Here is a 20,768-nt window from a genome sequence, read left to right as displayed (position 1 = left end):
TTTTTTTGAAGGCTTATCCTGTTAACTGCGAAAAGATATACAAACCATATATGCAACCGACAATCAATAGAATGAAAAATGTTTCAGCAAAACCGCCGTTTTTCTTATTAGATTTCACATTCTTTGATGTGACACTTCCCTTCACTCGCCGGTCATTTTTCGCCTGTATCGAAAGCAACAGCTCTCTTCTCATTTCCTTAGCACTTCCATACTCGCCCAATAACGCTTTTCTAATTACCTTATTGTACGGGCGCAGCTTTACGTTTTTATCAACAATTTCCAGCAATTGTCTTTTTCTATCTGATTGCTTCTGAAAACGATTCGGGTAACATACATTAATTCCAATCATTGCAACAGCAAATAAGTCATATGAAGGTTCCGCTTTTCTCGTACCCAACCCCCAATACCCGCGATCAAAAAACTCCGTATACTCTTTCACTGATCGGCCGATTGGAGTCGTACCGCCGACATCTATACAGCGAATGGAGTGGGATGCGTCCATGACAATCAGGTTTTCCGGTTTTAAGTCTCCAAATATCCAACCTTGACTATGCAGCTCGTCAAGGCTCGCAAGTAATTGCAGAAGCAATATACCGACCCAGTCATCCCCTTTCTTCTTAATAAATGAAAGCAAATCGTCCCCTTGAATATATTCCATAACATAAAAAGGAAAACTGCGGCCATTATGTTCCCAATCATCTCCATGAAATAAATAAGGCCCCAGGGAAGACCCTTGGACCTTGGAGAACGACTTTAATACATTCATCTCTGAAGCGATGCTTCCATAATCGCTGCTCATTTTAATCGCGACCAGCTGTCCCTGATGGTCGGCTAAATACACAGTCCCATTTGCGCCGGCGCCTAGCATTCTTATAACTTTATATCGATTTTTATTCCATTTTCCGTTTATTACTGTCCCTGGAGGCACTTTACTAGGATTCTTTGTAGTATTGCTCATCATCATCCGATAACAGGCTCCTTAACGATCTTTTTTTATTAAAATACCGGATTGCTTCACTGATAGCCGGACCTGTGGGCGTTATGCCTCTTGGACTCAGCTTAGAGAATACTTTGGATAATGACTCTAGCTTCGGTGTCCAGTCTATTAGCTTCTCCACATCCTCCTTTTTCCCGGGAAATACAAACAGAGAGAACTTATTTTTTCCGACACGAGCATTTAAACTAATGGAAAGGTCTATTAACGATTCTTTTACAGTAGGCAACTTTTGCTTCATACTGGCACTCGTATCTACTAGCACAAGCACTTCCAATGAGGAAGTCTCACTCAGCTCATCTACTACTTCAATAACTTCCCCCCTTTTATCCGGCGGCAATTCTTCTATAGAAGCCGATTGCCCCAGTATTTGCTTCAGTTCATTATTTACGACACCTTGAATTGTGGAAGCCATCGCCTTTCTCGTAACCATTTGGACTGTCTGCGATAAAGCTTGGGAATACACTACCTGACTTACCCCTCCTCCAGCCGCTGCTATCGCTTCAATTTCACGCAATCCTTGGTCATCAATTACATCATTCTCCATGACACCAATTACATTAACAGTAATCCCTTGTTCTCGGGCAAATGCCGCCATTGCGGCAGGGTCTGCTCCTCGATTTGAACACCCGTCCGTGATCAGCAAAATTTGTTTTAGTGTGCCTGTATTCATTCAAATCCTCCTCCTGCAGTATAGTTATTACCATTTTTACCCAGAAGGTAGTTTTTATACAGGCTTACTGTGCCTTTTTCCTGAAGGAAGACACAGGTATTGCAGACCATCTTGGTGTATTATGTTTTATTTTCGCTACTACCACTGTCATGTCATCACTAATATCCCCCCTTGTCCGAATCACTTCCTCAAGAATTAAATCCGCGACTTCTTGGGGCTTGTCCGTTTTTAAGTCTTTAATTTTCCGTTTCATCCAAAATTCAACGTTTTCAACATTTTTCGCCCCCTCCAAAATGCCGTCGCTCATCATAATTAGTAAGTCCTCTGCCTTTAATTGCTCAGAGACTACTTCAACATCTACTCCGTCTAAAAATCCGATTGGAAGGTTACTTGATTCTATTTTAAATACACGATCGCCCCTTTTAATAAAGCTTGGTGTAGAACACACTTTCAGAAATTTTGCCTTAGCATCGTGCAAATCAATTAATGCTAAATCTAACGTAGAGAATATTTCATCCGTTGTACGCAATGAAAGAATAGAATTGATCGATTTAATCGCTACTTTTTCATCTATTCCGGACAAAAGAATTTTTTGGAGCAGCTCAAGCGTCTCCGAACTCTCCATTTTTGCTCTTTCTCCATTCCCCATGCCGTCGCTTATTGCCATAGCATACTTACCCGCACCAAGTTCCATTAACGAATAGCTATCTCCGGATATTAAACCTCCTCCTTTGGCTGCATGAGCAACACCTGTAGTCACGACGAATTTCTGAGTTGACCGGAAATTGGCAAAACACATTCCAGGCTGGCTTTCTATATCCTCTAAAGCAACTACAATTGTTTCACCGAGTATATCTGATAACATCGGTGCTATTAGCTTTTCACACTCTCCCCCTCCTTTGAAATAAGGCAATGATATGTCAATATCAATACTTCCTTTCTCCAAATTATAAATTTCTACACTATGCAGTTGCAGTCCGAAATCCGTGATTGCTTCTAAGATTTGTTCTTCCTGCATATGGTGATTTTTTCTCTCTTTTTGAATTTCTTTCGCAAACTCATCCATCACCTCCGATACGCCCCGTAATTGTTCGGCCACTAGTTTACGACTTTCCTTTACCTGTTTTTTTAATTTTTGATCTGCCTGATAAAAAGTAAGCTCCTGGGAAATTGCATCAACAACCCTCGGAAATCTATGACAATACTTCCACTCTCTCTCCGTTTGGGTCGAAACAACCCGATCATTATAAGAAAGCTCCGCAGCAAGCTCCTTCATACCCTCATACGTGGTATGGAAATTTTGCACCCAACATCGGTCCTTCTTGTGACAGGATTGGCACGTTTTCCCCGTTATATTACTCAAAAAATAATCAAACTCTTTTTCTTCATCTACCTCCTTATTCCACTCATCTATTTGAGTGAAGCTGTCTGATAGTGCCTTAAAGACATTGGAAAACTGCGCAACTCGATGCGAAGTGACATCTCTAACCTTTCTCATGTATTTTTGTTGTTCATTTGAAAACTCTGTCGTTCCCGGTATAAATTTCGAAATTTTCTCCAGCAAGACGGCTGGTGTTAACAGGAATAACCCAATCGCTACTAATGATTCATACATCGCAATCGATAAATTCGCTGTTCCTTCTCCATATAATCCAATTAATACAGTAGCCACCAGCAAGCCGGCAGCTGTACCAATTTTTCTCCCTTCTTTCAATAAGCCGCCAAGCAAACCGGCAAAAGCCAGCAAACTCATTTGAAAAAGAGTAGCAACACTCGCCAAGCTAAAAATTAAACCTGTAACCACACCAACTGTAGAACCAATAGCCGCTCCAGCCGATAAAGCAAAAATCAAAACTAAATAACGCGATAATATATGTTCAAACGATAAGTCATATAAGCTCCAACCGATTGTCCCTGTCAATATCGACGCAATTAAGATGGTCAAGCTGACAACTTCTTCAGTCCGAAGGGTTCTCGATCGTTTAGGCGCAAAGATTAGGGGAATACATTGAAGAAAAATAAGTGTAAGAATGAATGCAAGCCCTGCCTCCACTCCCATCATTAAACCGTCATAAAGCAGAAGCTTTCTTTCTACCAGATAGTGCATCGCAAAACTGGTCAAACCAAAGGATAGAAATACGTAGGCGGGAACGATTTTATATTGTTGCGCTATTGAAGGCTCTCTTATTTTATATAGCATCATGAAGATAATAGAGGCTGCAAATATGATAGCCGCATTTGTCACGTGAAGAGTAGCTGCCCCGGCAATTAACCCGACTAGTGCATAAGGGGCCTTATTTTTTTGCAAAAGATACACTGAGGCGAAAAACGGGATAGCAAATGGAGCAAGTTGAGATAAAATAAGTGCCCTGCCTAATAAAAATCCAATCAATACTAAAATGACTCCACGTTGAATGAAGAATGTGTCTAGCTTTCTGAACAAACCACCAATCCATTTTTTCGCATAATCCTCGTTGTACGATAAATTTATATCTGCCATAGAATTCATCGTGTTATGTTCCAACCTAGCCATAAATAAATCAACTCCTATCATTTCTAATGATTCCCATTATAAATACTAGAGTTACATTTTTTTGTCGTAATATAGAAAGCGTTCACAAGAAGTGTTCGACTCATTTCCGTATATTCACCCAAATCTAAACAGCATAGACTACAACCTAACAAATCATCCTGTCAATACATGTACAGAAACATAAAATTTTATCTAACTATCAAATAAAAAAGTTTGCATAGATTAAAAAAATGTTACCGGTCCTTTTTCATTTTTGAATCTACCCCTTGAATTCACTTCAATGAAATAGGAGACATGCGGGAATCGAAATGCGGAAGCGGGCCCGCACTAAGTGCACTACGTCTGCATATCTTCGTCGCTGTTACTCTTATTCTGAGAGCCCCACACAAAAACCTGGTTTTGGTTTCTTCGGGGTGGCTGCGGAAGTTCACTAGTTGCTGGGCGCTGGGGTTGGATGTCGTTACTGGTCCTTCTTTACTTTCAGCAGATCATGCTGCCCAAAGACAGAGCCATACAACTGCGACAAGTTTATTATTTGACCGCCCTTAAAAAGAGACAAAAAAAGGACGATTACGCTCTTGATTATTCTGAAATATTAAACTTTAATAATTCCGTTGACAAAAAGACAAGAAGTAAGTAATATATAACTTGTGCTTCTCATTAAGAGAAAAACACAAACTTACTATATTGGCGGTGTAGCTCAGCTGGCTAGAGCATTCGGTTCATACCCGAAAGGTCGTGGGTTCGACTCCCTCCGCCGCTACCAATATAATATTGGCCCGTTGGTCAAGCGGTTAAGACACCGCCCTTTCACGGCGGTAACACGGGTTCGAATCCCGTACGGGTCATATTTAAAACCATCAGATAACATCTGATGGTTTTTTCTTTATCCTTTTTTAATTTACATAGAATCGGATAGTTTAAGATAAAATAAGAATAACTAGCCAACTAAATTCAAAAACACATTACTTCCTAAATAAAAAAACAAGCAAGTGCTATTGCACTTACTTGTCTATACTATCGCTTATTCTATAAATAAAGGAAAAACCTGCAATATCATAAAATCAGCAGCAAGTATTAACCTCTTCGGCCTCCACGTCCGCCACGTTTCGTTTCAGTGCTGCGTTTCAAAGTGGAAAGACGATCTTCGCTTTCCTTTAAGAATTTCGCCATTTTTTGTTCGAAATTTTCCTTTGGAGCACGATTTTCTCTAGAGCGGAAGTTATCACGAGAGCGATTATCTCCTCTGTTTTGTCGTGGGCGCGGCTGATGAGTTTGCTCAGGGCGATCTTTTGCCTTCTTAATTGACAGACCGATCTTTCCATCTTTTTCTACATTAATAACCTTTACTTCTACTTGGTCGCCTACTTTTAAATGTTCGTTGATATCCTTAACATAGTTGTCAGCAACCTCGCTTATATGAACAAGACCTGTTGTACCTTCAGGCAATTCAACGAACGCCCCAAATTTAGTAATGCCTGTTACTTTACCTTGTAACTTGCTGCCTACTTCGATTGACATAAAAAAAATGTTCCTCCTTAAAAATTAAAAAAATCATACTTAGTAATCATTATAGCGAAAGTGAAAAATCAGTGTCAACTTTAGTCATTATCTTCTTTTGTATTCGGAAGATTAAAAATGACTTCTCCTTCATCAGAAAGGAAATAATCTCTTCTGGCAATTTTCGCTATGTATTCATCATCATTTAATTTAATGATTTCTTCTTCAAGCAATTCTTGTTCTTTTTGCAGAGTATTTAATTCACTCTCTGCAGTTTGCTTTTTTTCTTCCTTCTTCTCTATAGCTGCTGATTGAGATAGTAAAGTCGAAACAGTCAGCACGGAAAGAACAGTTGCAACTACGGCAAATAAAACAAGACGCCTTACCAGCCCCTGCTGCTTCTTCTTTCTTTGCTGCTGATTATGTTCAGTTTGTTCCACATAGGCTGACTGGATCTTTGCTACCTTTCTGTCTCTCATGCCTTCCACTCTCCTCACCTCTCTTATTCTCGATTTTTCCCTTTATTGATAAACCTATATATATTATTCCACGCTTTTTTGAGAATTCCTTCGATATAATTATATAGCTTTTCAACTTTATTTGTTACTGAAACTGGAAACAGTTTATAAATTTGTCTAAAACACCACACAAACGGTGAACAGATTATTTTAACTGTCCCCATTATAACCTTTATAATGAAATATAAAAGGGCAAGCAGCCCCTTCATTAAAGTCAAACTGATTAACATCAGAGTCTTTAAAATAAACGTAACCGGTTTGTACACGAGCAGCGTAACTACTTCTTTTATAAAATCAGCTGTTGCTTTACATATCCTAATGAACGTCTTCAAAAGAGTTAAATAGCTGTTCTGGAATAACGCCTGGTATGCGGCAAAACCGCATACTAGCGCCAAAAAGGAATAAAAGCGCAGTTCCCCTTGATTAACAAGCAGTAAGACATAAAAAACTTGCAGAGCTTGGACAATCCAAAAAAGAATATCATGTATAAAAACAATCCATCTCTTTCGTTGCGAACGTTTCAGAAATAACTGATACGTATCCAACGTCGCGCCAAAATAGCTTCCCATTCCGATCATCGCTACTAAAGTATAAAACTGCGTAGTCAGTGTCATTTGAACAGCTTGCCAAAGAACCCTTTGGCTTTATCTCCCGATGGTGCATCTACATAGACCAAATCATAAATTTTTCCCTTAATTGACACAACTCCACTATCCACATCTAAATTTTTCATTTGCAGATTTTCACCTTTAATAGCCAAAAATCCCATCGTTGTTTCTAATAAAAATTCTTCATTATCAAAGCTTTCTACTTGTCTTACGCCTGTTATTTCAAGAAGCTTACGGCCTCTCATCACAATGTCATGTTCAGGTGTGTTTCTTCCCTTGTTGTCTCCTTGTTCATAATATTGGCTGCTCATATTGATTCCTCCTGTACACACTTTTTTGTACAAGTGTATGAGGAACACTCCGTAAATAGAACTTCCGCTAGAAGTACTGGACGTACTTGATCTTAAAATTCATCTTGCTCAATTTTTTCTTCGCTTATGATTGTGTACATATGTGCTGCATCTTCTTTTCTTACATTTTCTTGCAGCTTTTCAATTCGTGCCGTTACATGCTTTTGTCCAAATTGAATACAAAGCTCATCTCCAACTTTTACGTTTGAGCTGGCTTTCGCAGGAAGACCATTGATTGTTATTCTTCCTTTATCAGCAACTTCTTTCGCCAATGTTCTTCGTTTAATAATGCGAGAAACTTTCAAAAACTTGTCTAGTCTCATTTTTTACTCCCCCGTTAAAGTCCTTTAGTTTTTGCTTCATTCCAAAAGCTGTCAAGCTCTTCTAATGAATAGTCTTCAAAGCGTTTGCCGCCTTGATTTACGCACGCTTCAATATAGCGGAAACGCTGTGCGAATTTGCGGTTCGTTCCTTGAAGCGCCTCTTCCGGATAAATATTGAAAAAACGACCGATATTTACTAGAGCAAACAGAATATCTCCATACTCATTTTGCATCTCTTTTACATTCTTTTGTTCAGCAACTTCACGGAACTCCGCTATTTCTTCCATTACTTTGTCCCAGATTGGCGCTTCTTCATCCCAGTCAAAGCCTACTTTTGCCGCCCGCTTTTGATAGTCATAGGCAACTAACAGCTGCGGAAGTGATTTTTCTACGCCGTCTAATAGTGACTCCGGTTCTTGATTACCCTTTTCAGCACGCTTAATAGCCGCCCAGTTATCCATAACATCATTTGTATCTGATACTTTTACATCCCCAAACACATGAGGATGTCTGCGAATCATTTTCTCACTGATAGTCTCAATTACATCATCAACCGAAAACATCCCTTCATCTTCACCGATTTGAGCATGCAGCATTACTTGCAGCAATACATCTCCAAGTTCAGCTATAATAGCATCTGTGTCATCATCATTAATTGCATCAATCAGTTCATATGCTTCCTCAAGCAAATACTTTTTCAAGCTTTCATGTGTTTGTTCACGGTCCCACGGACATCCGTTCGGTCCCCTCAATTCAGCAATAATACGACGCAAATTCATGAATTCCTTGTTCAGAAGAGTCGCGTCTTTAATAGGAGGCACATATACAGAAGTCAAATTACTCAGTTCTGCTTCGCGGTCCAGCTCATATAAAGGCAGCCATTTGACGACTTCCTGCTCGCTGCCGGCTGCTGTTACAAGTGCAACCTCATAGTCATCCGGATACTTCTCCATTAAAGTCAGCTTCACTTCAGAAGCCATATAGCTGTCATACACTTGTCCGATAATCATATGCTGTGTGACTTGCAGCTCATCCTTTTTCAAAGCGGTGCCATCCAATAGTTGAAAGCCATCAATCGGATCAATTTTCACCGCCTGAAACAGTGCATCCAAGAAACTTTGTCCACCCTCGATTGACAGCTCAATCTCATGTTCGGCTGTTTTCTCTATTAGCAACTGCACTGTCATTTCTGCTACCATTGGGTGACCAGGTACCGTGTAAATGACCTCTTCTTTTTCAGCAAGCTCGATTAACCTATTACTAATATGCTCATATACTTCTTGGAAGGTATCATACTTCTCATATACAGCATCAAAACTGTTAAAAGCGATGCCTTCCTCTTGCAATTGTGCAATAACCGGGTGGTCAATTGTTCTTGTATAGCAGCTTTTGACTGCCTTCAACTTTTTATAAATACCGTATGGCAGCTGATCCAAGTCACCCGCACCCAGCCCCATAACTATAATCTTATTTGTTGTCATAATTATCTCCTACTCATCTTTTGGTAAAAACTTTGCCAGTTTGCTTCCGAACGGCAATAATGCCAGCTCTTCTGCCGAAAAAATCGCTCTTCGAATCACATAATACAAATAGGTGACAGCACCTGTTCCAACCATAATCAGCACTTGAACAACAAGTGCCAGCCGACTCGATCCGCTATCTATTAACAGAGAGAAGAACCATCTCTCTATTGTAAGCAGGATACTCATCATAACTGCCGCCTGGAAAATAATCAACAATGCCCGATTGAAAAACATCGATTTTTTCATTACTTTTCTTATATATAACATAACAAGCAGTGCCATGATCATAAAGCACACTGTCGTAGAGATAGCTGCACCTGCTATTTGCATTTTAGGCACAAGATAGATCATTAATAAAAATTTCACAAGTAGCCCGAACAAAATAAAAACGATAGATATCATAGTGTTCCCCAGACTTTGCAGAACAAACGTGCCCGTCATCATCAGCGAGCAAAACAAAATCGAAAGGACGAGTATTTGCAGTGCCTGACTGCCGCTTTCATTCGTAAACAGCAATGTATTTACTAAATCCATCATACAAAACAGTCCTACAGCTGCTGCCGTACCAAGCATGAAGCTCAATCGAAAGGTCAAATCCGTATACTTCTCTACTATTTTAAGGTTTCCCTGTTGTTTATATTTAGATATAAGCGGGACAATCGTCAACGAAAGCGCAATTGTTGCAGACGTCCCAAGCTGAAGCAGCGGTTGACCGCGATCGTATATTCCTTTCCATTGCTTTGCCTCTATTTCCTCAAGCCCGGTTGTCGACAGTAAAGGGTATAAAAGCAGTGCGTCAACAAATTGAATGAATACCATAACCAGCGAGGTAAAACTGAAAATAAGCCCCTGTCCTATAATCATTCGCACTAAAGGCATGTAATTCCTTCTGATGCGGATGCTGCTGAACGATGACGTTGCCTCTTTTTTCTTATTTTTTCTATAATAGAGCAGCAGTACAATTCCTCCTGCTACACTGCCAAAGATTGATCCAAGAAACGCACCTTCTGAAACTTCATAAAATGATAACCCGTAATAATAGAATAGAACAGCAAACAGAAGGATGCAGCCAACTCTCACGGACTGCTCTACAACTTGTGAAACAGCTGTTGGTGTTGTTTCTCCTTCACTTTGAAATAGTCCTTTTAAAATCGATATGAACGGTATGAACAGAAAGCCAACTGACACTATTTGTAATGAACTTAACAGCATCGGGTCATTCATTATATCGGCTATCGACTCCGCCCCGAAAAAGAGCAATAAAAATAAAAGCATACTGATTATGCTTAGAACAGTTGCAGATACTACAATAATTTCTGTCCGTGTATAGTCATTTCTATCTTCTTTGAGCTCCGCTAATAGTTTTGAAATTACAACAGGAAATCCATAAGTAGATAGCACTAATGCAAATGCATAAAAGGGATACACTTGCTGATATGTATAAAACCCGACATCCCCGACTATATTTTGATAAGGGATGCGATATAGAGCACTTAATATTTTCACGAAAACAGCGGAGATTGTCAGAATAAAGGCCCCGCGAAGAAATTTTTTAGAAAGGTCTTGATTATTGATTGTGATCCCCTCTCCCTCTCTTTTCAGAACTTTCAGCAGTATTATATCATAACTGTCTACTCAATCTTGCCAACGCTTTGAAATGAGCAGAACAGATTTCCATACCATAACAAAAAGAGAGGAAGCTTTTTTGCCTCCCCTCTTTTGCATATAAATTAAGATTCCATTTGGCGCGCCAAGAATCCTGCAGCTGTTTCAACTGCTTTTCTTTCAACTTCCCCTAAAGTTCCTTCTTTAGAGAAAATGATTACTGCACCGATCGGATCTCCATTTGCAACGATTGGTCCAATTGTATATGACTGAATCTCTTCAGTGAAACCATCTACAAGAGAAATTTGTGTTTTTTGCGTTTCTAAAGTAGTGTTACGATCTTCCATCGTATTTTCAACTAAGTCGCTGATGCTGCGATTTAAGTAATCTTTTTTAGATCCGCCCGCTACAGTGATATATGTATCTCTGTCACAGATTAGTACCGGATTTCCAAGGCTATCGAATAATGCTTCTGCATACTCTTTAGCAAAATCACTTAGTTCACTAATCGGAGAATACTTTTTCAAAATAACTTCTCCATCACGATCAACAAAGATTTCAAGAGGATCTCCCTCGCGGATTCGAAGTGTTCTGCGGATTTCTTTAGGGATAACTACTCGTCCTAAATCATCTATACGACGAACTATTCCAGTTGCTTTCATTCTTGTGTTGCCTCACTTTCCTCTTTTTATGTTTTGGTTATTCTTACATTCGTATCCATAACCGCGTTGAACTTAGTATTTTTCATCCTCTAAGTTCTATTCATGCAGAAAAATATTTTATTACTATAATTTTCTGCTATATCCATTTCACCATGAAATGAGTAGAACTGCAACCAAAATTTTTCATATTATTGGTTAACTTTATCTTTTTCGATATGTTGAAGCCCTTCCGTAAGGTTCTTTAATAATGGAAGCCATTGTTCACAGTCTAAATTTCTAATCGGCAATACAATTTTTAATCTGCTTCCTTCCATGCCCAAACCTGCATGTCGATCAATTTTACCAGTTAGCTGAACTACTTTTGAACCATCTATATTATTGCTTCGAGCTTCTGAAAGCAGCACAACAATTTCTTGTTTTTGCTGTTTAATAGAATCCACTTTAGAAAGTTGGGCAAACACTTTAATTGTCGCAACCGCAAATAAATATTCAACTTCTTTCGGATACTCTCCGAATCGGTCAATCATCTCTTCCTGCAGCTCAGCTACTTCTTCTAAGGATGATACTCCACGGAATTTTTTATACATTTCTATTTTTTGATTGCTATCGGTGATATAACTATCCGGCAAATATGCATCAACTTGCAGATCAATCTCTACCGGTTGTACAGGCACTGCGTGCGGTTCAACGGTAATACGTTGATCAATCGCTTCTTTCAGCATTTGGGAGTACAAGTCAAATCCTACTGAATCGATAAACCCATGCTGCTCTGCTCCCAGCAAGTTTCCTGCTCCTCTGATGGATAAATCTCTCATCGCAATTTTGAAGCCTGAACCTAGTTCTGTGAACTCTTTAATAGCTTGCAGACGTTTTTCCGCTACTTCTGTTAAAACCTTATCTTTGCGGTACGTAAAGTAAGCATACGCCACTCGGTTTGAACGCCCGACTCGTCCGCGAAGCTGATAAAGCTGGGATAACCCCATTTTATCGGAATCATGAACAATCAGCGTATTTACATTCGGTATGTCAACACCTGTTTCAATAATTGTCGTACTTACTAAAACGTCATATTCTCCTTCAAGGAAACTGATCATAACAGACTCAAGCTCCTGTTCCGTCATACGACCGTGCGCATATACAACACGCGCATCCGGCACAAGCATGGAAATCTCTTCCGCCTTACTCGCTATATCTTCTACCCGATTGTATAAAAAGTAAACCTGTCCATCCCTCGCTAATTCCCGCTCAATTGCTTCCCGCACTAAAACACCGTTATATTCCATTACGTATGTCTGAACCGGGAAACGATTTTCCGGCGGTGTTTCAATAACTGACAAATCACGAACGCCCAGCATAGACATATGAAGCGTTCTCGGAATTGGCGTAGCAGTCAACGTAAGCACATCGATATTCGCCTTTAACTGTTTGATTTTTTCCTTGTGAGTCACACCGAAGCGTTGTTCTTCATCAACAATCAGTAAACCAAGGTCATGGTATTGGACATCTTTAGACAGCAATCTGTGTGTACCAACAACAACATCTACAGTCCCTGCTTTCAAGCCTTTCAACGTTTCAGTCTGCTGCTTTCTCGTACGGAAACGGTTTAACAGACCGATAGAAACCGGATAGTCTTGAAATCTTTCACGTATTGTTTCGTAGTGCTGTTGCGCCAGAATAGTAGTCGGAACCAGAATAGCAACTTGCTTTCCATCTGCAACCGCCTTAAAAGCAGCGCGAATTGCCACTTCAGTTTTACCGTATCCTACATCACCACATAGTAGGCGGTCCATTGGTCTTTCGCGCTCCATGTCTTTTTTGATTTCTTCAATTGAACGCAGTTGATCTTCTGTTTCGTTGTACTGGAATGACGTCTCGAATTCTCGTTGCAAATCTCCATCCGGTGAAAAGGCATACCCTTTTGAAGCTTCCCTTTCTGCATAAAGCTTAATAAGGTCATCAGCAATATCCTGTACAGATGATTGGACCTTGCTTTTCACTCGTTTCCAATCGTTCCCGCCTAATTTATATAGCTTCGGCTCTTTTCCTTCTGAGGCAACATACTTTTGGATAAGGTCAATTTGATCAACCGGAACAAACAGTTGATCAGATCCTTGGTAGCGAATATTCAAGTAATCTTTATGAACACCATTGATTTCAAGCGTCTCAATACCCAAATATTTCCCAATACCATGGTTGACGTGGACAACGTAATCGCCAATCTTAAGTTCCGAATAGTTCTTGATCCTCTCGGCATTGGAGATTTTTTGTTTTCTTGTCGATTTTTTCGTGCGCTTATTGAATAATTCCTGCTCCGTAATGACAGACAGTTTTTGCATTGGTAATTCAAAGCCGCTGTTTAAATTGCCTTTTGCAATTTGGACCTTACCCTTTAAAATACTGCTTTTGTCATTAAGTTCTGCCGCTTCAATGTCGTAATCCTCGAGAACTCGACGCAGTTTCGACATCCGTTCTTCATCCGGTCCTAAAACTACTACTGAATAATGCGCTTTCTTCCAACGTTCAATCTCAGTCTTAAACACATTCATTTGCCCATGGAAGTTTTGCATTTGCTTACATGAGAAATTAATAATGTTCTGCGGATTAGTATGCGGCACATGACGTAAGAACAGCGACATGTAAATCATATTTTCCGAAGGAGCAGCCATAAGCTCAGCAAAGCTGAATGACAGTTTCACATCATGGACGATTTCCCCTTCATCCAGTAAATTTGTAAACCACTCCAGTTCTTCCCCTTCAAGAGAAGCCGAGATTTCTTGAATACGGCTTATTTCATCTAAAAAAACTAGCCCGCCAGTTGGTATATAGTCTAGTAAACTAGCTGGTCGATCGTAGGCTAAACTTGTATATTTATAAATCGTATCAATCTTTAAGCCTGAGCGCAGCTGCTCAACTTCAGCACCGACGTTTTGTAGAAGTAGATTTTTCGCTTTCTCGCTCTTCATTTTAGCCAAACTACTGCGCAAGCCTTCATCCAGCAAGTCTGCCATCCGACTGATATCGGCCGGACCTGCAATCAACTCAGAAGCCGGACCAATATGAACAGCTTGCACCTTTTCCAACGATTTCTGATTTTCAATGGAAAATGTTCTGATTGAATCGATATCTGTATCAAACAGCTCGACACGGAAAGGATTGCTTTCGGTTAAAGGATAAATATCCATTATTCCGCCTCGAAGACTGAATTCCCCCGGCGCAGAAACCATATCTGTTCTTGTGTAACCCATTGCTACCAGCTGGCGGACTGTCTTTTCAATGTCTAGCTCGCTTCCCACTTTCAATAAAAGTTGATTTTTTTGCCATATCTCCTTAGGAGGAAGCAATTTGCGGAAACCGCCCATCGGCACAATCACAATACCTTTATTATTATAAGACCAATGGTTTAAGGCATCGATTCTTTGCGCTCGCAATTCCGGACTGGATATACTGATCTCAGCTGCAATCAATTCATTAGCTGGGTATAAAAATACCTCTTCTTCTGACAGAAAATTCGTCAAATCCTCATACAGCTTTTGCGCTTGCAAAAGATTATAAGTGACCACTAAAATAGATCGGTTTGTTTGATTGTAGACAGAAGATATCAACATAGCTCGCGAAGAACCAGATAAGCCTGCAACTAATTGCTCGCGAAGACCTTCCTCCACACCGGTAATGATGGATTTCACATCTTCATTAGGCAAAAATACTTGGCTTAGTGCATTCATGCTGGCTCCCCTCCAAACGGAAAAACTGTTTTAATTCATTTACTATTTTCATTATTTTACTTCCTTACATTTAATAAGTTCCCTACTCATTTTGTCAGGTTCAGCAAGAAATTGTATGGCGCATTTCTTGCTTTTGCAAATGGAAAAACGCTTTGGAGTGAGATCCAAAGCTTTCGATTATTGAATAATGTAATCTATTCCATGAAGACTTGGGTTATGCTGTAATGCTTCTTCGCAATCTTCACAAATAACCTGTACATGCATATTTCCGTTTGCATCATACCGGATTAAATCATGATAATCAGATGCTGATAACCGATGGAATCCGAGTTGCTGCCATGTGGCACTTTGTTCCCGAACCATCCCGATGTTTGATTGACAATGCCTGCACGTATAATATAAGTCCATGCCTTTTGCCCCTTTAATATCCATTTAGCCATAGTATGGACAAGACAAAAGCAACTTTATTCATATCGCTTTTAATTAAATTCATTCATTGCTTGCAAGAATGGTTTTTGCAGAAAACTTTCGCACGCTTCTTCACAAGTTTTGATGACATCTCCCATTTCAGCCCATTCCATCTCTGTAAATCGTCCAAGGACATGATTAACTACCGACATCCCATTTTGCGGTCTGCCGATTCCAATCCGAATGCGATTAAATTCCTGTGTACCTAAATGAGCAATTGTTGATTTGATACCATTATGTCCGCCTGCACTTCCTTTTTGGCGGAGCCTAATTTTCCCGACTGCTAAATCCAGGTCATCATAAAGAACAACAATGTCTTCTATATCTACTTTGAAATAATTCATAATTGCCCCTATGCTTTCACCGGATAAATTCATATATGTCATCGGCTTCAACAGTATTGCCTTTTCCCCGTTTATATAGCCGACTCCGTATAAACCTTTGTGCTTTGCCTGATTCAGTTCAATTCCCCACTTTTCAGCAAGAGCATCAATGACCTCAAATCCGATATTATGTCTTGTTCGTTCATATTCTCTTCCCGGATTGCCCAGTCCAATAAATAATTTCATGTATATTAATCACTCCAACAATAAACATTCCTATACTTAGTATTCCCTAAAAAAGTTGATTTTCCTTTATTCATCCTTAATAAAAGACTTAATAAAAATGCTTAATTTTTTTCATATTATAGCATGATTGATCAATTTCTTTCCAAAAAGTCAGTCATCCAAAGACAACTAGCAATAGAGGCTTACCCTTTGGGCAAGCCTCTAACTGTGTTTTGTAGGATTAGCTGAATAAAGTACTTACAGATTGCTCTTCATGAACACGAATAATCGCTTCAGCAAGCAATGGAGCAACAGACAGTCCCACTACTTTGTCGATTTTCTTCTCTTCAGGAAGTTCAATAGAGTTCGTTACAACTAATTCTTTGATTTTTGAGTTTTGGATTCGTTCAATAGCCGGACCAGATAATACCGGGTGTGTACAGCAAGCATATACTTCTGCAGCACCGTTTTCCACTAAAGCGTTAGCAGCTAACGTAATTGTACCAGCAGTATCGATAATATCATCGATTAAAATTGCTGTTTTACCTTCGATGTTACCTACGATATTCATGATTTCAGCAACATTTGGCTTAGGACGACGCTTATCGATAATTGCAATTGGCGCTTTTAGGCGATCCGCCATTTTACGAGCACGTGTCACACCACCGTGGTCTGGTGAAACGATAACGATATCGTTCAAGTTCTTCTTCTCGAAGTAATCTGAAAGAATTGGAACAGCTATTAAGTGATCAATCAGTATATCGAAAAAGCCCTGAATTTGTGGCGCATGAAGATCTAAAGTGATTACACGCATTGCTCCAGCTGTTTCTAAAAGGTTTGCTACTAATTTCGCTGTGATTGGTTCACGTGCATGAGCTTTACGGTCTTGACGTGCATATCCGTAATAAGGCATTACTACGTTAATTGTTCTTGCTGACGCACGTTTAAGAGCATCAATCATGATCAGTAGCTCCATTAGATTTTCATTTACTGGCTGACTAGTTGACTGAATTACGAATACATCACAACCACGAATGCTTTCTTCAATTTTAATTTGGATTTCGCCGTCGCTGAAACGGGTTACTGAACATTTACCCAGCTCAACACCGATTGCATCGGCAATTTCTGTGGCTAATCCTTTATTTGAGTTAAGAGAAAACACTTTTAAATTCGGGTCAAGATACTGATTTGACATGATGAACCTCCAATAATTATTTATTAATATTTAATTTACTAACATAGTTATCTTTATTGACTTGTCTAGCTCTAGCAATTGACAACGCCTCTTTTGGCACATCAGAAGTAATCGTCGAACCGGCAGCGATATAAGCACCGTCTCCGATATTGACTGGAGCAACCAAATTGGAATTGCAGCCGACAAATACATTGTCGCCGATTACAGTTTTAAATTTATTTTTGCCGTCATAGTTAACAGTGATTGAACCACAACCTAAGTTAACATCACTTCCGACTTCAGCATCTCCAATATAACTTAGATGCGAAGCTTTGCTTCCTTTGCCGAAGACAGACTTTTTGATCTCAACAAAGTTCCCGACCTTCACTTCATCTGCAATTTCTGATTGAGGGCGGATATGAGCGAATGGACCGATTGCAACATTTGAACCGATAGAACTATCACTTGCAACTGATTGTCGAATGGTGGTTTCGTTACCAATTTCACATTTATCAATTTCAGTATATGGTCCAAGTATACACCCAGAGCCAACTTTAGTTCCACTCTTGAGAACTGTACCCGGATAAATGATGGTATCTTGGCCAATTTCCACATCTGTTTCAATGTATGTTTGTTCCGGATCAATTAAAGTAACACCGTTGCGCATATGCTGTTCATTGATGCGTTTTCGCATAATCTTTTCTGCCTGAGAAAGCGCAACACGATCATTTACTCCGAGTGTTTCTTCAAAGTTGTCTGTGACATAAGCAGAAACAACTTCTCCTTCAGCTTTTAAGATCTCAATCACATCTGGCAAGTAGTATTCACCTTGAACGTTATCGTTGGAAACCTTTTTCAAAGCATTAAACAGCGCCTCATTATCGAAGCAGTACGTACCAGTGTTAATTTCATTTACAAGCTTCTCTTCTTCACTGGCATCTTTGTGTTCAACAATTTTCTCAACAAAACCTTCACTGTTACGAATAATGCGTCCATAACCGGTTGGGTCATCCAGCCTAGCTGTCAGAATAGTCGCCTTCGCTCCCAGTTCCTCATGCTGTTTCATTAATGCATCCATCGTTTCCGTTCTAATGAGCGGAGTATCACCACAAATGACAAACGTTGTACCTTGCTTTCCTTGTAAAAGCTCTTCCGCTTGCATAACAGCATGCGCAGTGCCTAATTGCTCATTTTGAAGTGCGAAATGGGTTCTGTCTCCCAATTGAGACTGAACTTTCTCCGCTCCATGCCCTACAATTGTTACAATTTCCTGCACATCAAGAGCAGATACTTGATCCAGTACATGAAGCACCATAGGCTTTCCACACACTGAATGCAATACTTTATACAACTTGGACTTCATTCTCGTGCCTTGTCCAGCTGCTAATACAATGGCATAACGATTATTCATGACACCCTCCCTGCAGTTTATATAAATTTTAAAATTAGTTCTACTTTACAATTATCCTTATAAAATATATCTCAAAAAGGAGTTGTTTTCAACAACAGGCACTGATTTCCTTCAATTTATTATATTTTCTAAATGAAAGAAAGTTTCTTAACTAGCTACTTATAACTGCTCAGGGAAGTATGCCTATTATTATATTGTGGACTACAGTGATTGCCACAATGCGCTGTAACACATACTACTTAATAAATATTATGGGAATATTATTAGACAGGGAGTAATAAAGTAGAGAAAAGATAAGGGGATTTTTAAGGGCAAAGAAAAAGAGCCATACTATGAAGTAGGCTCCTGATGCTTGTTTCGGTTACTAAGGTCAAATCAGCTAAACAGATTAAGCGCCAGCTTCCTCTAGTTCAGCTTCTTCTAAGCCCTCAACTTCACCCAAACGATGATACTCTGCTAAAACAGAATCTTGGATTTTTCCTCGTGTAGAAGAATTGATTGGATGTGCAATATCGCGGAACTCTCCATCAGGAGTACGTTTGCTCGGCATTGCCACAAATAATCCATTATTACCGTCAATTACACGGATGTCATGAATTACAAATTCATTGTCTAAAGTAATTGAAGCAATCGCTCTCATACGGCCGTCCGTGTTAACGCGGCGCAATCTTACGTCTGTTACTTCCATCGTGTTCACCATCCTTAATTATTAGAAAAGCTTATGACTATCAATTCAACAGCAGCTATTCATAATCCTTCTAAACTTGTAAAATTTTTTCTGTTTTATTAAAAAAACTAAATAATTAGAACTTTATCTGCATTTAAATCTGTCTCAGAAGTTGAACTTTTGATATAAAAATTAAAAAAACACCCGCTTTTTAATTAACGAGTGCTATAACTTCAATCTCTATTAAAACATCTTTCGGCAGTCTCGCAACCTCTACACAAGATCGCGCCGGCTTGTGTGACGAGAAGTATTCTCCATACACTTCATTAACTGCCGCAAAGTCATTCATATCTTTTATGAATACTGTTGCTTTTACTACTGTTTCAAGTGAAGCACCTGCCGCTTCTAAAACAGCTTTTAAATTTTGAAAAACTTGATGCGTCTGTTCTTTTACATTACCTTCAACTAATTGTCCCTCTGCCGTCAATGGTATTTGACCTGAGCTAAAAAACAAATTATTGACTACAATCCCTTGAGAATATGGCCCGATTGCTACCGGGGCCTTTGCTGTAAAAACTGTTTTCATAAAAAAACCTCCCCTTTGATTTCTTTACTTCGTTTTAGCTATTACATCAAAATAATTACCTTTTGTCACGTTAATCTTCTTATCTTTTGTATCTAGTTCAGATAACTTCAATAAAGATAAATAATTATCGACTAATCGTTCTTCTGTGTCTTCAGACTCAATTAACACAGCGATTCCAGCTACCGTCGCATTAAATTCACCTAATAGGTCTGTCATCCCTTTTATCGTTCCGCCCGCTTTCATGAAGTCATCGACTACTAGTACCTTCGACCCTTCTTCTAAGCTTCGTTTCGACAATAGCATTGTCTGTATACGTTTAGATGATCCAGAAATGTAATTGATGCTGACTGTAGGTCCTTCCGTTACTTTGTTGTCACGTCTTACAATAACAACCGGTACATTTAAATAGCTTGCCACTGCGTTGGCAATCGGAATTCCTTTCGTCGCCATTGTCATAACAACGTTAATTTCTTGTTCGGCATAAGCCGAAGCAATCACGCGTCCAACCTTTTTCATAAGTTGTGGGTTCCCGAGCACATCATTCATATACAAATAGCCGCCAGGCAAAATTCTGTCTGGCTTCGCCATGATGTCACACATTTCATCAAGAAATAACGATGAATCTTCTTCATTGGATTTAACGATATATTTCACTCCGCCTGCAGCTCCTGGTACTGTAGTCAGCATGCCGATACCCCGTTGTTCAAATGTTTCTTTGATGATCGTCAAATCCTCACTAATTGATGACTTTGCCGAACCGTATCTTTCTGCAAAAAAGGTGAGCGGGACAAGATTGCTTGGATTGTCTAATAAATAATTAGTCATATCAACAAGTCTTTCACTTCTACGAAATTTCAATATTATCCCTCCAAAATCCGAATATTAATATAATTATTTTACATT

At 39.4% G+C, this 20,768-nt stretch carries 19 protein-coding genes and 2 tRNA genes; 2 read left to right on the top strand and 19 right to left on the bottom strand.

Annotated features, from left to right (window positions below; all coding sequences use genetic code 11):
• Window positions 1–13: 13 nt before the first annotated feature.
• The 3 genes from IEO70_RS11485 to spoIIE all read right to left on the bottom strand — a co-directional run bounded on the left by IEO70_RS11485 (window position 14) and on the right by spoIIE (window position 4,200).
• Window positions 14–964, bottom strand: a complete 951-nt coding sequence (locus IEO70_RS11485; RefSeq protein ID WP_328820919.1) for a protein kinase domain-containing protein — start codon at window positions 962–964, stop codon at window positions 14–16.
• Window positions 933–1,667 carry a vWA domain-containing protein gene (locus IEO70_RS11480; RefSeq protein WP_190998517.1) on the bottom strand — a complete coding sequence of 245 codons (735 nt, stop codon included), beginning with the start codon at window positions 1,665–1,667 and terminating at the stop codon, window positions 933–935. The genes IEO70_RS11485 and IEO70_RS11480 overlap by 32 nt, the downstream gene beginning before the upstream one ends.
• 64 nt (window positions 1,668–1,731) lie before the next feature.
• Complete coding sequence (gene spoIIE, locus IEO70_RS11475) at window positions 1,732–4,200, bottom strand: stage II sporulation protein E (RefSeq protein WP_190998516.1); 2,469 nt, start codon at window positions 4,198–4,200, stop codon at window positions 1,732–1,734.
• Window positions 4,201–4,889: 689 nt separating this feature from the next.
• Here spoIIE and IEO70_RS11470 point away from each other — a divergent pair.
• Both IEO70_RS11470 and IEO70_RS11465 read left to right on the top strand, forming a co-directional pair.
• Window positions 4,890–4,966: transfer RNA gene (locus tag IEO70_RS11470), tRNA-Met, on the top strand.
• Between the two features lie 10 nt (window positions 4,967–4,976).
• Window positions 4,977–5,048 (top strand) — tRNA-Glu (locus IEO70_RS11465).
• A 229-nt stretch (window positions 5,049–5,277) separates the two neighbouring features.
• On the opposite strand, the gene IEO70_RS11460 is transcribed toward IEO70_RS11465, so the two are convergent.
• From IEO70_RS11460 to purR, 16 genes are all read right to left on the bottom strand, one after another.
• Window positions 5,278–5,721: a S1 domain-containing RNA-binding protein gene (locus tag IEO70_RS11460; protein WP_190998515.1), complete on the bottom strand. Its 444-nt coding sequence runs from the start codon at window positions 5,719–5,721 to the stop codon at window positions 5,278–5,280.
• 80 nt (window positions 5,722–5,801) lie between these two features.
• Window positions 5,802–6,179 carry an FtsB family cell division protein gene (locus IEO70_RS11455; RefSeq protein ID WP_206711568.1) on the bottom strand — a complete coding sequence of 126 codons (378 nt, stop codon included), beginning with the start codon at window positions 6,177–6,179 and terminating at the stop codon, window positions 5,802–5,804.
• Between the two features lie 23 nt (window positions 6,180–6,202).
• Window positions 6,203–6,832: a spore cortex biosynthesis protein YabQ gene (yabQ, locus tag IEO70_RS11450; protein WP_190998513.1), complete on the bottom strand. Its 630-nt coding sequence runs from the start codon at window positions 6,830–6,832 to the stop codon at window positions 6,203–6,205.
• On the bottom strand, window positions 6,829–7,137 hold the full coding sequence (yabP, locus tag IEO70_RS11445) for a sporulation protein YabP (RefSeq protein ID WP_190998512.1): 309 nt from the start codon (window positions 7,135–7,137) through the stop codon (window positions 6,829–6,831). Before yabP ends, yabQ begins: the two co-directional genes overlap by 4 nt.
• A 92-nt stretch (window positions 7,138–7,229) precedes the next feature.
• Window positions 7,230–7,499, bottom strand: coding sequence for an RNA-binding S4 domain-containing protein (locus IEO70_RS11440; protein ID WP_190998511.1), 270 nt, complete (start codon window positions 7,497–7,499; stop codon window positions 7,230–7,232).
• A 14-nt stretch (window positions 7,500–7,513) separates the two neighbouring features.
• On the bottom strand, window positions 7,514–8,980 hold the full coding sequence (gene yabN, locus IEO70_RS11435) for a bifunctional methyltransferase/pyrophosphohydrolase YabN (RefSeq protein ID WP_190998510.1): 1,467 nt from the start codon (window positions 8,978–8,980) through the stop codon (window positions 7,514–7,516).
• A gap of 9 nt (window positions 8,981–8,989) precedes the next feature.
• Window positions 8,990–10,597: a putative polysaccharide biosynthesis protein gene (locus IEO70_RS11430; protein WP_328820920.1), complete on the bottom strand. Its 1,608-nt coding sequence runs from the start codon at window positions 10,595–10,597 to the stop codon at window positions 8,990–8,992.
• 155 nt (window positions 10,598–10,752) lie between these two features.
• Window positions 10,753–11,289, bottom strand: a complete 537-nt coding sequence (spoVT, locus tag IEO70_RS11425) for a stage V sporulation protein T (RefSeq protein ID WP_190998508.1) — start codon at window positions 11,287–11,289, stop codon at window positions 10,753–10,755.
• A gap of 188 nt (window positions 11,290–11,477) precedes the next feature.
• A complete protein-coding gene (gene mfd, locus IEO70_RS11420; RefSeq protein ID WP_190998507.1) occupies window positions 11,478–15,011 on the bottom strand; it encodes a transcription-repair coupling factor in 3,534 nt (1,177 codons plus the stop codon).
• Window positions 15,012–15,188: 177 nt separating this feature from the next.
• Entirely contained in the window at window positions 15,189–15,419 is a 231-nt protein-coding gene (locus tag IEO70_RS11415; RefSeq protein ID WP_190998506.1) for an anti-sigma-F factor Fin family protein, read from the bottom strand.
• Between the two features lie 71 nt (window positions 15,420–15,490).
• Entirely contained in the window at window positions 15,491–16,048 is a 558-nt protein-coding gene (gene pth / locus IEO70_RS11410; RefSeq protein ID WP_190998505.1) for an aminoacyl-tRNA hydrolase, read from the bottom strand.
• A 220-nt stretch (window positions 16,049–16,268) separates the two neighbouring features.
• Entirely contained in the window at window positions 16,269–17,222 is a 954-nt protein-coding gene (locus IEO70_RS11405) for a ribose-phosphate diphosphokinase (protein WP_190998504.1), read from the bottom strand.
• 16 nt (window positions 17,223–17,238) lie between these two features.
• A complete protein-coding gene (gene glmU, locus IEO70_RS11400) occupies window positions 17,239–18,612 on the bottom strand; it encodes a bifunctional UDP-N-acetylglucosamine diphosphorylase/glucosamine-1-phosphate N-acetyltransferase GlmU (protein ID WP_190998503.1) in 1,374 nt (457 codons plus the stop codon).
• Between the two features lie 388 nt (window positions 18,613–19,000).
• On the bottom strand, window positions 19,001–19,300 hold the full coding sequence (gene spoVG, locus IEO70_RS11395) for a septation regulator SpoVG (protein WP_190998502.1): 300 nt from the start codon (window positions 19,298–19,300) through the stop codon (window positions 19,001–19,003).
• 190 nt (window positions 19,301–19,490) lie between these two features.
• Entirely contained in the window at window positions 19,491–19,865 is a 375-nt protein-coding gene (locus IEO70_RS11390) for a RidA family protein (protein WP_190998501.1), read from the bottom strand.
• Between the two features lie 24 nt (window positions 19,866–19,889).
• On the bottom strand, window positions 19,890–20,723 hold the full coding sequence (gene purR / locus IEO70_RS11385; RefSeq protein ID WP_190998500.1) for a pur operon repressor: 834 nt from the start codon (window positions 20,721–20,723) through the stop codon (window positions 19,890–19,892).
• Window positions 20,724–20,768: the final 45 nt, after the last annotated feature.

The sequence above is a fragment of the Peribacillus faecalis genome (assembly GCF_014712675.1).
Taxonomy (GTDB): Bacteria; Bacillota; Bacilli; order Bacillales; family DSM-1321; genus Bacillus_AD; species Bacillus_AD faecalis.
The sequence above is the reverse complement of the archived record's forward strand: the minus strand, read 5'-3'. Positions and strand labels throughout refer to the sequence as shown.

Coding starts and splice junctions, on each gene's coding strand:
- yabN (WP_190998510.1), bottom strand. CDS start 8,980: ATGACAACAAATAAGATTATAGTTATGGGGCTGGGTGCGGGTGACTTG.
- glmU (WP_190998503.1), bottom strand. CDS start 18,612: ATGAATAATCGTTATGCCATTGTATTAGCAGCTGGACAAGGCACGAGA.
- IEO70_RS11405 (WP_190998504.1), bottom strand. CDS start 17,222: ATGTCAAATCAGTATCTTGACCCGAATTTAAAAGTGTTTTCTCTTAAC.
- IEO70_RS11485 (WP_328820919.1), bottom strand. CDS start 964: ATGATGATGAGCAATACTACAAAGAATCCTAGTAAAGTGCCTCCAGGG.
- pth (WP_190998505.1), bottom strand. CDS start 16,048: ATGAAATTATTTATTGGACTGGGCAATCCGGGAAGAGAATATGAACGA.
- spoIIE (WP_190998516.1), bottom strand. CDS start 4,200: ATGGCTAGGTTGGAACATAACACGATGAATTCTATGGCAGATATAAAT.
- IEO70_RS11415 (WP_190998506.1), bottom strand. CDS start 15,419: ATGGACTTATATTATACGTGCAGGCATTGTCAATCAAACATCGGGATG.
- mfd (WP_190998507.1), bottom strand. CDS start 15,011: ATGAATGCACTAAGCCAAGTATTTTTGCCTAATGAAGATGTGAAATCC.
- yabQ (WP_190998513.1), bottom strand. CDS start 6,832: ATGACACTGACTACGCAGTTTTATACTTTAGTAGCGATGATCGGAATG.
- IEO70_RS11455 (WP_206711568.1), bottom strand. CDS start 6,179: ATGAGAGACAGAAAGGTAGCAAAGATCCAGTCAGCCTATGTGGAACAA.
- yabP (WP_190998512.1), bottom strand. CDS start 7,137: ATGAGCAGCCAATATTATGAACAAGGAGACAACAAGGGAAGAAACACA.
- IEO70_RS11440 (WP_190998511.1), bottom strand. CDS start 7,499: ATGAGACTAGACAAGTTTTTGAAAGTTTCTCGCATTATTAAACGAAGA.
- spoVT (WP_190998508.1), bottom strand. CDS start 11,289: ATGAAAGCAACTGGAATAGTTCGTCGTATAGATGATTTAGGACGAGTA.
- IEO70_RS11390 (WP_190998501.1), bottom strand. CDS start 19,865: ATGAAAACAGTTTTTACAGCAAAGGCCCCGGTAGCAATCGGGCCATAT.
- IEO70_RS11460 (WP_190998515.1), bottom strand. CDS start 5,721: ATGTCAATCGAAGTAGGCAGCAAGTTACAAGGTAAAGTAACAGGCATT.
- IEO70_RS11480 (WP_190998517.1), bottom strand. CDS start 1,667: ATGAATACAGGCACACTAAAACAAATTTTGCTGATCACGGACGGGTGT.
- spoVG (WP_190998502.1), bottom strand. CDS start 19,300: ATGGAAGTAACAGACGTAAGATTGCGCCGCGTTAACACGGACGGCCGT.